This is a genomic window from Nostoc sp. FACHB-152 (assembly GCF_014697475.1).
Taxonomy (GTDB): Bacteria; Cyanobacteriota; Cyanobacteriia; order Cyanobacteriales; family Nostocaceae; genus Nostoc_B.
In genome coordinates this window covers 129,380-146,711 of record NZ_JACJRV010000003.1, presented here as the reverse complement: position 1 = coordinate 146,711, position 17,332 = coordinate 129,380, and the positions used below count along the sequence as shown (strand labels likewise).

Sequence of the window (17,332 nt, the reverse complement as noted above, 5' to 3'; positions counted from 1 at the left end):
ATGTCCTCAGGTTAAAAGACTCTCCAGTCTGTTTACTGTTTACTGCTATAAATTTATGCTCGCTTCCAATTTAGAAACTAGCTTTATCCTGATCGTCGATGATAATCCAACTAACTTATCAGTATTAGCTCAAACTCTGAAAGCAGCAGGCTTATCTATCCGCATTGCCACAGATGGCGAAAGTGCGCTGGAACAACTTGCAGACAACTGCGATCGCCCCGAATTGATCCTCCTTGATGTCCAGATGCCAAGAATTGATGGATTTGAAACCTGCCGCCAAATCAAGGCAAATCCTACAACGCAAGATATTCCAGTCATTTTTATGACTGCTTTAACAGATACCGAAAGCAAAGTCAAAGGGCTGTCACTGGGTGCTGTAGATTACATTACTAAACCGTTTGAAGGCGAAGAAGTCTTAGCCAGAGTGCGAGTCCATTTGCAAATGCGTCTTCTTAACAAAACCCTCCAGCAATGGAACGAGCAATTAGAACAACGAGTTACAGAGCGTACCAGCGCCCTGCAAAAAGCACAAATACAATTGGTACAACAAGAAAAGCTTGCTACACTAGGTCAACTAGTGGCAGGAATAGCCCACGAAATTAATAATCCGATGGGCTGTATTTATAGTAATATTCCTATCGCTCACGAATACCTGACAGATATAACTACAATTATTCGACTCTATCAACAATCTTCCGTCTCATTGACACCAGAAATTAAACAGGCGTTAAAAGACATTGACATAGATTTTATCTTAGAAGACTTTTTGAAGCTGCTCGATACTATTGAATTGAGTACTAAGCGCATTCAAGAAATCTCAGCATCATTACGAAATTTCTCTCGCTTGGATACTAATACAAAAGTGCTAACAAATTTACATGATGGACTTGATAGCACGTTATTAATTTTACACCATCGCCTCAAAGCTGTAGGTTGCCGTCCGGCAATTGAAATCATCAAAGAATATAGCAATATACCAGAAGTCGAGTGTTATCCAAGTCTACTGAATCAAGTATTTATGAATGTGTTAGCTAATGCTGTTGATGCTGTGGAAGAACGACCCAATCCACAAATCCGCATCTGTACAGAAATACTTCCTGAAGAACGGGTCTTGATTCGGATTGCAGATAATGGTAAGGGAATCTGTGAGGAAGTTAAGTCACGATTGTTTGAGCCGTTATTTACCACCAAACCACCTGGCAAAGGCACAGGACTAGGACTATCAATTGCTCGGCAGATTATTGAAGAAAAGCATGGAGGACAACTGAATTTGGTGTCGGAATGCGGTAAAGGATGTGAATTTGCTATAGAAATTCCGTTTTGCCAATAGAGGAATATAAAGAAATATTAATAGCTGTATAGTTATACAAGTATTGATAGTTAAATAATTTTGGGAGAATAAAAATCCTCAAGAACTATGTCGGCAGTGGTATGTGCTAGCTGAAGTGCTGCCGATGCTTTTCCCCTCTCCATCTAGAATAACAATCCTTTAACTCTGGCGTGAATTCTCTTCAAAGTGCTGTTAGCGGTAGCGGGGCGTTTAGCCCGTGCAATAAGACTAGCCCCTAATCTCTAATCCCTAGCCTCTAGCCTCTCGATTTAGTGTAAGTCGGTGATGAAGGAACTAAAAATGAGTAGTAACTTAGCCCTAAAACTGCGTGCTGGTACACAAAAAGCTCACACAGCCGCAGAAAATGTCGGATTCATGAAATGTTTTCTGAAAGGTGTTGTCGATAAAGACTGCTTTGCGAAGTTTCTCGGTAACTTGTATTTTGTATACACCGAACTAGAAACAGCATTAGCCAGTCATCAAAACAATCCTGTAGTTGGTGGAGTGTACTTTCCCGAATTAAATCGCCGCGCGTCTTTAGAAAAAGACATGGTATTTTACTATGGCAGCGACTGGCGAAATTTAATCGCGCCTTCCACCAATGCCAAGAAATATATCACCCGCATTCAACAATTATCTGCATCTGAACCTGCCTTATTAATCGGTCATGCTTATACCCGCTACATGGGCGACCTGTCTGGTGGTCAGATGTTACAAAAAATTGCCCAGTCAACCCTCAAGCTTTCTGACTACGAAGGTACATCGTTTTATAACTTTGAGCAAATTCCCGACAAAAAAGCCTTCAAAGATAAATACCGTGATGCTTTAAACGCCGTACCTGTTGATGATGTTACAGCCGACAAAATTGTAGTTGAAGCCAATAATGCTTTTAGTTTCAATATGCAAATGGCTGAAGAATTAGAAGGAAGTTTAATTAAAGCGATCGGTCAAGTATTATTTAATAACTTGACTCGTTCTCATAACCAAGGTAGCACTGAAGCAGCTGCAACTAATTAATTTTCTCGAAATTAAGCTGTTTGGTTTGAGTCAACACATCATGCGCTGCAACTGATATCTAAACTAGACAGCAGCTAGAAGAAAAAGAGATTAGAGACGCTTAGGCTAGGGACTAGAGACTAGTATTTGTACTCGGCACTTTCAAGGTAATTAATTACAGGAAAAAAGTAATTACAGGAAAAAGGGATGAAATTCCAGGTACTCAAATGTAAAATTCCTGATACTCTCCGCGCCTCTGCGCTACGCCAGTTGCTTCAAGTCGGCAAAGCCGACGGCAGTCGCTTCAAGCCGGGAAACCCGTCCAACGCGCTGCCTCCCCAACGCACTGGCTCCTCTGCGTGAGAAAATTAATCCCGAATTTATGCAATGCCAGCAAAAAGTTCTTCTCTAGTCTCTAACCTCTATTTGCAATACAACCAACCACTCAGGCTGATTTTCAAGTTTGAAAATCCAGTCTACCTAATACATTGGAGGTTTTAATGGTATTTGTATCACCTGGTGTCAAATTTGATCTGGATTTGATCAAAAAATACGATACGGCTGCACCGAGATACACCAGTTATCCGCCTGCTACAGAGTTAAGTGAATCATTTACAACTAGTGATTTTCATGCGGCGATCGCCGCTTCTAATCAAAGAAATTCTCCGCTATCATTTTATTTCCACATTCCTTTTTGCCAAAGTTCTTGCTATTTCTGCGGCTGTAATACAGTAATCTCCAACAACAAGAATATTGCCATACCTTATCTAGAACACTTGGCTCAAGAAATCAAGAATATGGCTACCTTGATTTCTCCAGAGAGAAAAGTATTACAAATGCACTGGGGCGGAGGTACACCTAATTACTTAGAACTAAAGCAAGTAGAATTTTTGTGGAAGAAGATTACACAACACTTTGAGTTTGACCCTCAAGCAGAAATTTCCATTGAAATTAATCCCCGCTACGTTGATAAAGAGTATATTTTCTTTTTGCGAGAACTGGGATTTAATCGCGTTAGTTTTGGTATCCAAGACTTTAATAATGAAGTCCAAATAGCTGTCAATCGTATCCAGCCAGAAGAATTGTTATTCAATGTCATGGACTGGATTAAAGAAGCCAAGTTTGACAGTGTGAATGTAGATTTAATTTATGGTTTACCCTATCAAACTCTGCAAACATTTCGAGACACAATCCAAAAGACCGTTGCATTAGATCCCGACCGAATTGTGGTGTTTAACTTTGCCTATGTTCCTTGGCTGAAGCCTGCACAAAAAAATATTCCTCAAGAAGCATTACCAAAACCTCAAGAAAAGTTAGAAATTTTGAAAATGACCATTGAGGAATTAACGAGTAGTCAGTATTTATTTATTGGCATGGATCACTTTGCCAAACCTAACGATGAATTAGCGATCGCTCAACGTAATCGCACCCTCCAGCGTAATTTTCAAGGTTATACTACCCACGCTGGCACAGATTTGTTTGGGTTTGGTGCAACATCTATCAGTATGTTAAACGATGCCTATGTCCAGAACCACAAACAATTAAAAGATTATTATCAGGCAGTTGCCAATAATGTTTTACCTGTAAGTAAAGGTATCAAACTAACTCAAGATGACATTATCCGCCGAGATGTCATCATGTGTATTATGTCTCATTTCCAACTGTATAAACAAGATATTGCAGAGAAATATCACATCGATTTTGATCAATATTTCTCCCACGAACTAGAAGCATTACAACCTTTAGCAGCAGATGGGTTGCTAAAGTTAACTTCCAACCACATACAAATTACAGATATCGGCAGATTGCTAGTAAGAAATATTGCCGTTGTTTTTGATGCTCATAATCAAACAAGAGATAAACAATTCTCTCGTGCGATTTAATACTAGAGTGCCTGTTTTCCAGCTAGAGGTGAAAACAGCATTACGATAGGGTCTTTGCATCTACTTCTTGTTTCAACCTAGAGAATTTGACAGTTAGGTAAGTTTTTATTTTGCAGACGATATGGTGCGTTGCGCTGTGCGACAACACATCCTACATTTTATATTTTTTAGGTTGAGTACTTATTACAATTAACTAATTATGCTTTTTGCCTGACTTTTAACTAGAGCGATCGCTTCTTTATCCTGCTCAATTTCTGGTTCGTAGTTTTTTGCTTCATATTCACAAAATTGCTGAATTAATTTAGCAACTAAACCTGTCCAGCCAGTTTGATGGCTGGCTCCAATTCCGGCTCCATTATCACCATGAAAATACTCATAGAATAAAATCAAATCTCGCCAGTGTGGATCAGTCTGAAACTTCTGTATTCCACCATAAACAGGCCGTTGACCAGAATCATCTTTGAGAAAGATTCTAGTTAACCTTTGAGATAATTCTGATGCGACTTCCCAAAGTGTCATCATTTGCCCAGAACCTGTAGGACATTCTACTTTAAAATCATCTCCCAGATAATAGTGAAACTTTTGCAGAGATTCAATTAATAAGAAGTTAACTGGAAACCAAATCGGGCCGCGCCAATTAGAATTACCACCAAATAAGCCACTACTAGATTCAGCCGGTTCATAATCTACACGAAATTGAGTACCGTTAACATTAAAAGTATAAGGATGTTCGGCATGAAATCTAGAAAGAGCGCGAATCCCATAGGGACTAAAAAACTCACTTTCATCTAGCATTTTTTGCAGAATACTTCTGAGCTTATCGCGGGAAACAATCGCCAGTAATCTTCTAGCACCTGTGCCTTTTGTTTCCATACAAGCTACATTTTGTTTTAACTCAGGGCGGTTTTGGATAAACCATTCTAAACGCTTTTTAAAACCAGGAAGCATTTTTAAAATATCTGGTTCAATTGTTTCAACGGCAAACAAGGGAATTAAGCCTACCATTGACCTGACTTTTAAGGTAATTTGCTTTTCTGGTAAATGCAATACATCGTAATAAAAACCATCTGACTCATTCCATAAGCTGGCTTCCATTTCGCCAATTTTGTTCATCGCATCAGCTATGTAGAGGAAATGTTCAAAAAACTTAGTAGCGATATCTTCGTAAACCGAATTAGTCTTAGCTAATTCTAAAGCGATCGCCAGCATATTTAAACAATACATTCCCATCCAACTAGTACCATCAGATTGGTCAATATGCCCACCTGTCGGCAGGTCTGCACTCCGGTCAAATACGCCAATATTATCTAATCCTAAAAATCCGCCTTGAAAGACATTGTTACCCTCGGCATCTTTACGATTTACCCACCAAGTAAAATTGAGCATCAGCTTTTGGAATACTCGCTCTAAAAATTGCCGATCTGCCCGTCCATACATCTTTTGTTCAATCTTATAAATGCGCCAAGTTGCCCAAGCATGAACAGGTGGATTAACATCGCTAAACTTCCACTCATAAGCAGGAATTTGTCCATTGGGATGCATATACCATTCTCGTGTTAAAACATCCAATTGGTATTTGGCAAAATCTGGGTCAATCATTGCCAACGGAATCGTATGGAATGCTAAATCCCAAGCCGCAAACCAGGGATATTCCCACTTATCAGGCATTGAAAGAATGTCTTCATTGTAGAGATGAAACCACTCTTGATTTCTGCCATTTTGACGTTCTGGCGGTGGGGGTGGCGTGTTGCGATCGCCTTTAAGCCAATCCTCGACAATATAATGATAAAATTGCTTACTCCACAACATTCCAGCAAATGCTTGACGCTGCACATTCCGCATATCTTCGCTTAAATTAAATGGAGTAATGCGCTGATAAAATTCATCTGCTTCTTGTTGCCGTTTCCCAAATATTGCATCAAAATCTTTGCCCAGTGGCGCAATCATATTTGATGCATTACTAAGTCGTAACTTGATAACTTTAGTTTCGCCAGCACCAACTGTCAACAAATAATTAGCAGCTGCTTTTGTCCCAATTTGGTCAGGATTTACTGCTGAGAGTTTACCATTTACGATATAGTCATTAATGCCATCTTTGACATAAAGTGACGTATTTGAATATCCAAACAATCGCTCTGTATTTGTCTCATTTTCTGTAAACAGAATTTCGTCTGCTGCTTGGCAATACAGCCATCGATTTCCTAATGTTGGGTGAGATGCTTCAATGATGTTAAGGCTATTATCTGATTTAATCTGTTGTAGGGTAGGTTTAATTGTATCTCCGTCCCAACACCAAGTATTACGAAACCAGAGAGTAGGTAATAAGTGCAGCGTCTTAGATTCAGTTCCTCGGTTAACTACTTTAATTTGAATGAGGATATCTTCAGCAGAATGCTTGGCATATTCCACAAAAACATCAAAGTAGCGGTTGTCATCAAATATACCTGTATCTAAAAGTTCAAATTCTAGTTCTCGACGATTGCGACATTGATTTTCTGTAACTAATTGCGAGTAGGGAAAGGCGGCTTGAGGATATTTATACAACGCCTTCATATAAGAATGGGTGGGAGTGCTGTCTAAATAAAAATAATATTCTTTGACATCTTCGCCGTGATTACCTTCATTACCAGTTAAGCCGAAAAACCTTTCTTTGATAATAGAATCTTCGCCATTCCAAAGCGCGATCGCAAAACAAAGACGTTGATGATTATCAGAAATCCCAAAAAGCCCATCTTCACCCCAACGATAGGTGCGAGAACGTGCTTGGTCATGGGTGAAATAGTCCCATGCAGAACCATTTGGGCTATAGTCTTCGCGCACCGTTCCCCACTGGCGATCGCTTAAATAAGGCCCCCATCTGCGCCAATGAGCTACGTGATGCAAGGCTTCTTGTAATCTAATTTCTTCTTGGGTAAGATGTGTCATCATAGCACTGCATTTTTATTCATTTGCTATCTGGAGTATCTCGTTCTTCTCCTAGGTATAGCTGAGGTTTTGATTAAACTTGATAAAAAGATTGGTAAGTAAATGCTGGTTTATGCACTATCTTTTTTCCCTAGACTGACTTGCGATCGCCATTTTTATAATATCGATGAGTTCGGTTTATAGGCCATTGCGTGCGGCAACTTGTTTAACAATAATTTTCGCAACATATTCACTTTGCCGCCTTTGACGAGCAGTGCCAAGAATAAGTGGAATAAATAAGGATGAATCTAGCACATTTTTCCCCTTATTGTTCTTGATAGTTCCAAAGTAGACCACCATCCATAAAGAAAGTGCTACTTGTAATATAGTCAGCTTCAGAAGAAGCTAAAAACGTCACTAAGGAAGCAACATTTTTTGGTTGACCCAAACGACCAAGCGGAATATTTTGTAATAGTGCGCCTAATTTTTGCGGGTCATTTAACAGCTTAGTATTAATTGGAGTTTCTATTTGACCATAATACAGATCCAATCACAACTAAGGGGCAATAAAGAATCATGTTGGATTTGCTGATTCAAAACGGGTTGATTTTTGATGGTTTAAGATCTGCACCTGTGCGCGGAGATATTGGGATTCAAAATGGCCGGATTGTAGCGATCGCACCATCATTAACTCTACCTGCCCATGCAGTGGTTGATGCCTCCAATCTGTGGGTAACACCAGGATTCATCGATATTCACACCCACTACGATTTAGAGTTAGAGATTGCACCAGGATTGAGTGAGTCAGTGCGTCATGGTGTAACCAGTGTTGTGATTGGTAACTGTAGTTTATCAATTGCGATCGGTGAGCCGCAAATGCTGGCAGATATTTTTCAGCGAGTAGAGACACTTTCTCACCGTCTGATTGCCAAATGGCTGAAAAAATCGCTTTCTTGGCAGACACCAGCAGAATATTTACAGCATTTGCAACAGTTACCCCTTGGCCCCAATGTTGCGCCTTTGTTTGGTCATAGTGCCTTGCGCGCTCATGTTATGGGATTGGAACGCAGCTTAACAGTTCAACCCAGCAAATTTGAGCTAAAACTCATGCAGCGAATTACGGCAGATGCTTTAGAGGCTGGATTTGTTGGGGTTTCTATTGATATGTTTCCTTGGCATCGGATGAGTGGAGAATGGCAAGGTTACACAATTCCCTCACAACACGCGAAATTTAAAGAATATGCGATGTTAGCTAAACTTTGTCGGCAAAGCGATCGCGTTTTTCAAGTCACTCCCAACTTACAAAAGCTCACATCCTTTGTAGATATTCTGCGGATGGGTTTGGGGATTGGAAAACGGCCTCTGCGGCTAACTGTTCTCTCAGCTTTGGATGCTGTACACGATCGCAAACTATGGCGAGTATTTTCTCCAATTCTATTTATTTGGAACCGCATACTCAATGGTAATGTACGCTTTCAAACTCTGACTGAACCTTTTACGATTTACTCAGATGGCCCTGTCACACCTTTATTTGAAGAATTCTCCACAGGCGCACAGCTGAATGGTTGCGAGTCACGACAGGAACGCCAACAACTTTGGAAATCGAACAGTTTTTGCCGCCAGTTTCGTCAAGAATGGCTCAGTAAGTGGCGTAAATCATTCCATCGTCAGTTAAATTTAATGGAAGTTGTTGATTGTCCTGAAAATAGTTGGCGAGGTTTAAGCTTTGCAGAGATTGCGCGCAAAAAGCAACAGGAACCTGTTGATTTCTTTATCCAAGCATTGCAGACTTACGATACAGATTTGCGCTGGGTGGCAACCGGAGCTAACGATCGCTTAAAACCACGTTTGGCTATGATGCGAGATCCCTATATTTTCCCTGGCTTCACGGATGCTGGCGCACACGTGCGTAATCTTGGCTACTACGATGGGGCTTTGTCTTTACTCAAACAAGCGGTGTCAACGAAGTTCCTTGCACCGGAGGCGGCGATTTATCGGGTTACGGGAGAACCAGCCCAATGGTTTCGTTTGGATACAGGAGTGCTGAGAGTTGGTGCTAAAGCCGATATAGTTTTACTCAACCCCAATGGTTTAAATCAACCAATCAGTCCGCAAGTGGAGATATCAGATCCAATTTTGGATGGGGAACCTCGGATGGTGAAGCGGGGTTCAGATGAGATTGTGCAAGCAGTTTATATTAATGGAGTTAGAGTTGTTGATCAGGGTAAAGTTTGCGATCGCTTGGGACGTGAAAAACTGGGAAGTGTTTTGTCTTCATGTTAGGTACAGACACAAAAAGAAATTTTGTATTGCTGATTAATTAAGAAAATGAATTTAGCCTTTGCCAGCAAGCTTTTCGAGACTGAACGGGAAAAGTCGGACAGAAGAGAGGCGATCACGAGATGTTGCGATCGCCTCTCTATAATTTAGTCAATATGGATTAGTAATCGAAGTCTCCACCATAGCCACCACCACCTGGTGCAGCAGGAGCAGCATCTTTTGGTTCTGGTTTGTCAACGACAATGGCTTCGGTAGTTAATACCATACCTGCAATGGAAGCAGCATTTTGTACGGCGGAACGAGTTACCTTGGCGGGGTCAACAATTCCGGCGGCAAACAAATCAACAAACTCGTTAGTTGTTGCATCGTAACCCACATTGAATTCTTTCTCTTTGACTCGTTCTGCAATTACCGCACCGTTTTGTCCTGCATTTTCAGCAATCCGTTTTAGAGGTGCAGCCAGAGCGCGAGACACAATTAATGCTCCTGTCAATTCTTCATCCACTAGGTTAGCCTTTGCCCAGTTTTCCAACTCAGGTGCTAGATGTGCTAATGTCGTACCGCCACCAGGAACAATACCTTCTTCAACAGCTGCTCTTGTAGCGTTGATAGCATCTTCTAGGCGTAGTTTGCGGTCTTTGAGTTCGGTTTCTGTGGCTGCGCCCACCTTCACCACTGCAACTCCACCTGCTAGTTTTGCCAAACGTTCTTGCAGTTTTTCTTTATCATAAGAAGACTCGGTTTCTTCGATTTGGCGGCGGATTTGCTCGACTCTGGCCTTAACAGCTTGTTCGTTACCTTCAGCTACGAGGGTGGTGCTGTCTTTGGTGATGGTGATGCGGCGCGCTCTACCGAGTTGGTCAAGCTTGGTTGCATCGAGTCTTAAACCAGCATCTTCAGTAATTAGCTGTCCACCTGTAAGAATGGCAATATCTTCTAAAATAGCTTTGCGGCGATCGCCAAATCCAGGTGCTTTAACAGCTGCGACATTCAGCACACCACGCAAACGGTTAACAACTAAGGTGGCGAGGGCTTCTTTTTCAATGTCTTCGGCAATAATTACTAAGGGTTTGCCTTGACGCGCTACTTGTTCAAGAATCGGCACTAAGTCTTGAACCAAAGCAATTTTCTTATCGGTTAACAGCAAAAAAGGCTCATCTAGCACTGCTTCCAACCGTTCCGTATCAGTAGCAAAATAGGGAGAAATATAACCCTTGTCGAAGTTTAATCCTTCTGTAACTTCTAGTTCGGTGGTAACTGATTTACCTTCTTCTAGAGATACTACACCTTCACGACCAACCTTATCTAAGGCTTCGGCAATTAAAGCACCGACTACTTCATCATTACCAGCAGAGATAGCCGCAACTTGAGCGATCGCTTTTGAGTCTTCCACTGGACGCGCGTGTTCTTTAATCTTATCGACTAGAAACCCTGTAGCTTTGTCGATACCACGTTTGAGTTGAATCGCATTCGCACCAGCCGCAACATTTCGCAAGCCTTCTTTGACAATGGCGTGAGCCAAAACCGTTGCGGTAGTTGTGCCATCTCCAGCTGCATCGTTAGTTTTAGAAGCAGCTTGACGAATTAGAGATACACCTGTGTTTTCCACATGATCTTCTAATTCAATCTCTTTAGCGATTGTGACTCCATCATTTACAATTTGTGGTGCGCCAAACTTCTTTTCTAAAACAACGTTACGACCTTTAGGGCCAAGGGTAACAGCTACCGCTTCCGCCAGAATGTCAATACCTCTTTCTAATGCACGACGAGCATTTTCGTTGTAAATGATGCGTTTAGCCATAGTAATTTCAGTTCTCTCTAGAGTGTGTAGGTTAATTATTTGTTATTTGGTTTGGGGAGTAATATTGAAGGATGCAGGAGGCTTTATTAAGAAGGAGATTCAGATCCCTCCTTAATAAGAGCCACCAAATTGAAAATTTGATGAGGTGTTTCACCCTGTTGTGATGGTACGGGCTGTTACAGCTATGCTGTTTTCCTCTTTCCTGCCTCCTGACTTCCTTGATATGGCGGCCTATGACACAATTGCCAAAATATCCTTTTCCGACAATAGGACATACTCTTCTGTACCTAGCTTAATGTCGGTGCCAGCGTACTTAGAGAACAGAACTTTATCGCCAATCTTAATATCAATAGATTGATGGGTGCCGTCATCGTTGCGTTTACCAGAGCCGACTGCGACAATTTCACCCACCTGCGGCTTTTCTTTAGCACTATCAGGCAGAAGAATGCCACCCGCAGTTTTCTCTTCCGACTCGCTAATTTTAATAAAAACGCGATCGCCCAGGGGTTTAACAGTAGATACGCTCAACGCTATAGCTGCCATACAAAATTCTCCAAACTCACTTTCTTGAGGTCAATGTTCAACTGAGAGGAAAATTCCTCATAGGTTGTGTTTTTCAACTTAAACCGCAGGCATGGAAGGGGTTCTGATTAAACCAACTAATAAATAGTTAGTTAAATCAGAATTGCCAGTAGAGGAGTAACTACATTAAGTCTATCGAAATACCGTTGTTTGTCGTGTTAAGTATAATGTCACATAATTTTAAAAAAATCAACCAGTTCTTCCTAAGTTAAATTGAAACATTTATAAGTTAGAATATCTGTTTTTCGGATTTAATCTAGCTATAAGCTTGAATTACGCAAAATATCTTTTGTTTTCAACATCTGACGCTTATATACATTCTTATTAAGGAATCTAACTTGACTCGGTTCTTAATACTTAGCTTTTCTAAATATTTGTGATACATATATTTAAATCGCTAAGGACTTGAATTTTCTGGAGTGCAATGCAATACTGCTAAATTAAACCCATTAAATCGGTCAATAATTAGTATTTTATCTAAAACCCTCTGTACTAAATGAAAAAATAGCCTTTCAGGTCTTTTAAAGTTATGCCTAGATGCACCTGGCTAGTCATATATGCGGTTTAACCTCGCTCTTTGGGGAATCACCATTCCCCATTTCTTACTTCTACAGGAGTAAATATCATGAATGATTCTCATCAAAATGCTTCTTACTTGAATCTGGCTGCTGATGTTTTGATTATTGGTGGTGGCCCCTCTGGAACTTGGGCAGCTTGGAGTGCAGCTACTAGTGGCGCAAAAGTTGTTTTAGTAGACAAAGGTTACTGCGGTACAAGTGGTGCAGCTGCCGCATCTGGAAATGGTGTATGGTATGTGCCACCAGACCCCGAACAAAGAGAAGCCGCAATGGCAAGCCGAGAAGCGATGGGAGGTTTCCTAGCAGATCGGCAGTGGATGAAAAGGGTATTAGATCGTACCTACGACAACATTAATTCCCTTGCCGATGAAGGCTACCGTTTTAGTGTGGATGCTGAGGGAAAAGTGATTCGTCGCTCCTTGCAAGGCCCAGAGTATATGCGCTTTATGCGGAGAAAGATTAAGCAAGCAGGCGTAAAAATTTTAGACCATAGTCCCGCTTTAGAGTTATTAGTGGATGCAGAAGGCGCAGTAGCTGGTGCGAAGGGCGTTAATCGCCAAACTGGGGAACGTTGGAAAGTTAGAGCCGGAGCAGTTGTGATTGCGACTGGTGGTTGTGCTTTTTTAAGTAAGGCTCTGGGTTGTAATGTCCTGACAGGAGACGGTTATTTAATGGCAGCCGAAGCTGGTGCAGACTTCTCTGGGATGGAATTTTCTAATGCCTATGCGATTTCTCCGGCGTTTTCTTCTGTCACGAAGACACGTTATTACGATTGGGCTTCTTTCACCTATGAAGATGGCACAGTTATTGAAGGTGCAGGTTCTAAGCGTGGTCGTTCAGTGATTGCCAAAACATTGCTGACTCAGCCAGTGTATGCACGTCTCGACCAAAATATGGATGAGGCAACAAAAGCATGGATGCGAGCCTCTCAGCCTAACTTCTTTGTAGTGTTTGATCGCGCTGGTATTGATCCCTTCACGCAACGATTCCCGATAACTTTGCGTTTAGAAGGAACTGTACGCGGTACTGGTGGGATTCGGATTACTGAGCATACCTGTGCTACTTCAGTGAACGGACTTTATGCTGCGGGGGATGCAGCTACTAGAGAGTTAATCTGTGGCGGTTTTACGGGTGGTGGTAGCCATAACGCAGCTTGGGCAATGTCTTCTGGCTATTGGTCTGGACAATCTGCGGCTAACTATGCGCTAAGTTTAGGTGAAAAAGCCAGCCAGCGCAGTGTTAGCTCAGTTGGTACAACGGGATTACGTGGTGAAGGTGATCATAAATTTTCTCCTGATGAAGCGATCGCCGCAACCCAAGCAGAAGTTTTCCCCTATGACCGCAACCTCTTCCGCAGTGAATCCGTATTGGGTGAATCTTTAGAAAGACTAGATAACCTCTGGCAAGAAATCCGCCATAGCCACACACCAGATGATAGCCAAATTGTGCGATCGCGTGAAGCGGCGGCGATGGTTGCGACTGCACGCTGGATGTACAACAGTGGTTTGCAACGCCAAGAAACTAGAGGGATGCACAAGCGCATGGATTTTCCTCAACAAGACCCCGACCAACAATATCGCCTGTTGAGTGGTGGTTTAGATCAGATTTGGGTTAAGCCTGAGTCTGTGGTTGGAAAACGGGAATTAGTAACAGTGTAAGTTTTGAGGAAGAAATGAGGCTGTTGCTTGATTTCTTCCTTTTTTCAACGCAGAGGTACGCAAGGTTAGCGCGGTGAGACCAGCCCCCGTCTTGGCGGTCTCCGTCACGATGGGGGACTGGCGAACCCGAAGGGAGGGGCGCAGAGAATTGAAGAGTTCAGAAGTTGTGAAATCTTATACATGAAATTATTGTCTAAATTTAGATTAAATTTGCATCTCGATTTGCCTGCGTGGCGATCGCGTAATTATCGCCTCTACTTTGCAGGACAAGCCTTGTCGATGACAGGTAACTTCATGACACAAGTAGCGGTTCTGTGGTTGATTTATCGCTTAACAGATTCGGCTTTACTACTGGGAATAGCAGGATTTTTTGGGCAGTTACCAGTATTTGCTTTAGCTCCAATTTCCGGAATTTTAGCCGATCGCTACAACCGTCATCACCTGTTGTTGTTGCTTCAAGTGGCGGGGATTTCTTTATCTGTAATTTTGACAGTCATCACATTTTTGGGATGGGCAAATTTTTGGACATTGCTGATCCTGAGTACATTGTTAGGGTTGCTCAAAGGGTTAGATGTTCCTGTTCGTCACGCATTTGTCAGTGATATGGTTAGTCGTGAACTGATGGCAAATGCGATCGCGCTCAATGCAGCCTTTCTGAACGGAGCGCGTCTGATTGGCCCTGCTCTGGGTGGGATTTTTATTGCTAAGTTTGGCGCAGGCTATTGCTTTCTCTACGATAGTCTCAGCTATCTTGTGGCTATTTGGGCGATCGCTACAATGGATATTACACCTCGTACAGTAGCAATACAGACAAGTAATCCTTGGCGGAATTTGCAAGAAGGGTTTCAATATGCTTACCATTTTCTACCTGTGCGTTCTATCCTGCTGTTACTGGCAACAGCTAGTTTAGTTGGTATGTCATATACAACACTTCTACCCATCTTTGCCGTCGAAATTCTGCACGGAGGCTCAGAAACATTAGGGTTTCTCTCTGCCGCCGCAGCTATGGGTTCGGTTTTCGCCTGTGTTTATCTGAGTTTTCGGCAAAATGTGGCAGGTTTAGAGCGTCTAATTGCCTTCTGCCCTGGCATGATGGGAATTGGATTTATCTTTTTTTCTATCTCTCAAGTCTTTTGGATTTCTCAGTTAGCTTTGGTATTAGTTGGTTGGAGTTCTACACTTCAGGTAGCTGCAAGTAACACATTGCTGCAATTTATTGTGGAAGATAGCAAGCGGGGCAGAGTAATGAGTTTTTATGCTATGTGTTTTATGGGTATGGCTCCTTTCGGTAATCTCTTAGCAGGAACTCTCGCCAATTACTTTCAGGCTCCCAATACGTTGATTTTAGGTGGTGTAGTCTGTATTTCAGGTTCATTGCTATTCATACAACAATTGCCCCAAATGGTGAAATTAATCCAATTAGGAACAAACCCAGTTGCTAATTAATTTATCTAATGTGCAATTAAATCAAAAATCTATATAATTTTTCGTTATCTCCACTTCCAATAGGTTGCACTACAAGATTTGAAATTTATTCCGAAGCCGGATGATGATGGCATTTTTAACTTATTTCTAAGCAAGCTGTATTAAGGATATATATGACCACGACTGTTTCCTTTGACAGAGTTTCTGATATTTACGATGCTACCAGAGGCTTTCCACCAGGGGTTTCTGAGCAGGTGACTGACTTTATTTTGAACTTAGTTTCGCCAACACCAGAAACTAAGTTTTATGAAACTGGTATTGGTACAGGTAGAATTGCCGTTCCCATTGCTAAAAGAGGTTATTCATATTATGGTACAGACCAAAATTTATGGATTGAGAGAACATCTTAACCCGATTAAGCCAAAACTCTCCGATATTATTCATTCCTGTATAATAGATGCACTTAAATATCCCCCAGAAAAACGCGCACACCGATTTTTTCCTTTGGAAAGAGATGATTTTTTCTATCCACAGGGGAGAACCGAGCGTTATACAATCATTGAATTTAGTATGATCGAGGGACGCAGTGTTGAAGCGAAAAAGCAGTTGATTCGTTTACTATTTGAGCGTGTACAGCCACTAGGAATATCTACACAAGATTTAGAGATAACTATTTTTGAAACTCCTAAACACAACTGGGGTTTTCGAGGTCTACCAGGAGATGAGCATCAACTCAATTACAACATCGAAGTTTAATGGGCTTGGGTTTTACTAAAATTTCATCCAAATTATAGATTGTCAACTCCGGTATTCCGATATATTATAAGGAGTATAAAATCGGTGATAAATCTGAAATTTGAATCTTATAGTCAGCGTTCTCTTTTCCTAGGCGCGTAGCGTAGCCCCTTGCCTTTTGGTGAGGGCATTTTTTTGATGAAACTATTTTTGGAGATTCAAGTATGATTTTTAGCGATCGCACTTGTTAAAACTAATAATTTTATCGGAGTGATTATAATTGTTTAGGATTGGGTCGCCAACGTAAAACGTAAGCTTCTAGAACACGTACGCCCCAATCGAGGAATACGCTAATGAATGCCAAAACTACCAATATTGCCCAAGCTTTATCAACATTCAAAGTTCCCTGTGCTGCCATTAATAAATAACCTAACCCCTGGGTTGAACCGATATATTCAGCTACTAAAGCCCCCACTAAAGCCATACCCAAACTTGTGCGAATTCCGGCAATTACCCAACTCAGAACTGAAGGCAATACAACCATATACAACATCTGCCAACGATTTGCACCCATGACTTGAAAAGCCGAAACTAACTCGCGCTCAATACTTTGGAGTCCCTGATAAGTTGTAAAAAATATCGGAAAAAAAGCGGCTAAAGCTGCTAATAATACTTTTGAGAGTAATCCTATGCCAAACCAGACAATAAAAAAAGGAGCTAGAGCAATGCGAGGAAGAGAATTAAATATCTGAACGTAAGGAAGAGTAATTTTTGCTCCTGATGGAGAATATGCTAAAACAATTCCGAGACTGATACCACCAAACATTGCTAAGGCTAGTCCAGTCATCGCTTCTTGAAAGGTAACAAAGATATGTTGAAATATACTACCGCTAGCTAATAGTTGCCCTATTTCTTGAACAATAGCACTCGGCTTACCGACAAGGGACGGTTCAATAAACGGAGGACTATTAAATGCGCCTGTACCAATTTCCCATACCAGCAAAATCACAGCCAGAGGTGTTAGCTGAATTGCTATTTGAAGTATGCGCTTTTTCCAACTAACTTGATTGGGTAAAGAACTGTAATTTTTTGGTTTGTTATTGTTAGCAGAAAGAGCCGACTGTCCGATTGTTAATGTTTTATGGCGGGTAGTTTTCATA

At 41.4% G+C, this 17,332-nt stretch carries 13 protein-coding genes and 1 pseudogene; 9 read left to right on the top strand and 5 right to left on the bottom strand.

The features are described from left to right. Positions 1-55 precede the first annotated feature (55 nt). From H6G76_RS04460 to hemN, 4 genes are all read left to right on the top strand, one after another. Positions 56-1,330, top strand: a complete 1,275-nt coding sequence (locus H6G76_RS04460) for a sensor histidine kinase (protein ID WP_190695934.1) — start codon at positions 56-58, stop codon at positions 1,328-1,330. 300 nt (positions 1,331-1,630) lie between these two features. After that, positions 1,631-2,347, top strand: a complete 717-nt coding sequence (locus H6G76_RS04455) for a heme oxygenase (biliverdin-producing) (RefSeq protein WP_190695931.1) — start codon at positions 1,631-1,633, stop codon at positions 2,345-2,347. A gap of 186 nt (positions 2,348-2,533) precedes the next feature. Continuing rightward, complete coding sequence (locus H6G76_RS04450; protein ID WP_190695928.1) at positions 2,534-2,689, top strand: hypothetical protein; 156 nt, start codon at positions 2,534-2,536, stop codon at positions 2,687-2,689. 137 nt (positions 2,690-2,826) lie between these two features. Next, entirely contained in the window at positions 2,827-4,209 is a 1,383-nt protein-coding gene (gene hemN, locus H6G76_RS04445) for an oxygen-independent coproporphyrinogen III oxidase (protein WP_190695925.1), read from the top strand. A gap of 189 nt (positions 4,210-4,398) precedes the next feature. On the opposite strand, the gene H6G76_RS04440 is transcribed toward hemN, so the two are convergent. Together H6G76_RS04440 and H6G76_RS04435 are read right to left on the bottom strand one after the other, a co-directional pair. Then, positions 4,399-7,134 (bottom strand): MGH1-like glycoside hydrolase domain-containing protein, encoded by a 2,736-nt coding sequence (locus H6G76_RS04440; protein WP_190696437.1) that lies wholly within the window; start codon positions 7,132-7,134, stop codon positions 4,399-4,401. Between the two features lie 304 nt (positions 7,135-7,438). Beyond that, positions 7,439-7,648, bottom strand: a pseudogene (locus H6G76_RS04435) (SDR family oxidoreductase); the annotation flags it as partial. Between the two features lie 41 nt (positions 7,649-7,689). On the opposite strand from H6G76_RS04435, the gene H6G76_RS04430 reads away from it, so the two are divergent. Then, positions 7,690-9,396: an amidohydrolase family protein gene (locus H6G76_RS04430; RefSeq protein ID WP_190695922.1), complete on the top strand. Its 1,707-nt coding sequence runs from the start codon at positions 7,690-7,692 to the stop codon at positions 9,394-9,396. A 157-nt stretch (positions 9,397-9,553) separates the two neighbouring features. On the opposite strand, the gene groL is transcribed toward H6G76_RS04430, so the two are convergent. Both groL and groES read right to left on the bottom strand, forming a co-directional pair. Beyond that, on the bottom strand, positions 9,554-11,194 hold the full coding sequence (gene groL, locus H6G76_RS04425; protein ID WP_190695918.1) for a chaperonin GroEL: 1,641 nt from the start codon (positions 11,192-11,194) through the stop codon (positions 9,554-9,556). A 231-nt stretch (positions 11,195-11,425) separates the two neighbouring features. Next, positions 11,426-11,737, bottom strand: coding sequence for a co-chaperone GroES (gene groES, locus H6G76_RS04420; protein ID WP_190695915.1), 312 nt, complete (start codon positions 11,735-11,737; stop codon positions 11,426-11,428). A 664-nt stretch (positions 11,738-12,401) separates the two neighbouring features. Here groES and H6G76_RS04415 point away from each other — a divergent pair. The 4 genes from H6G76_RS04415 (at position 12,402) to H6G76_RS04400 (ending at position 16,193) form a co-directional block, all read left to right on the top strand. Then, positions 12,402-14,012 (top strand): FAD-dependent oxidoreductase, encoded by a 1,611-nt coding sequence (locus H6G76_RS04415; RefSeq protein ID WP_190695912.1) that lies wholly within the window; start codon positions 12,402-12,404, stop codon positions 14,010-14,012. 180 nt (positions 14,013-14,192) lie between these two features. Then, entirely contained in the window at positions 14,193-15,458 is a 1,266-nt protein-coding gene (locus H6G76_RS04410; RefSeq protein WP_190695909.1) for an MFS transporter, read from the top strand. A 152-nt stretch (positions 15,459-15,610) separates the two neighbouring features. Then, positions 15,611-15,847, top strand: coding sequence for a hypothetical protein (locus H6G76_RS04405; RefSeq protein WP_242056308.1), 237 nt, complete (start codon positions 15,611-15,613; stop codon positions 15,845-15,847). Continuing rightward, positions 15,807-16,193 (top strand): tautomerase family protein, encoded by a 387-nt coding sequence (locus tag H6G76_RS04400; RefSeq protein WP_190695905.1) that lies wholly within the window; start codon positions 15,807-15,809, stop codon positions 16,191-16,193. The genes H6G76_RS04405 and H6G76_RS04400 overlap by 41 nt, the downstream gene beginning before the upstream one ends. A 253-nt stretch (positions 16,194-16,446) precedes the next feature. Here H6G76_RS04400 and H6G76_RS04395 read toward each other — a convergent pair whose 3' ends face one another. Then, complete coding sequence (locus H6G76_RS04395) at positions 16,447-17,331, bottom strand: ABC transporter permease (RefSeq protein ID WP_190695900.1); 885 nt, start codon at positions 17,329-17,331, stop codon at positions 16,447-16,449. Position 17,332: the final 1 nt, after the last annotated feature.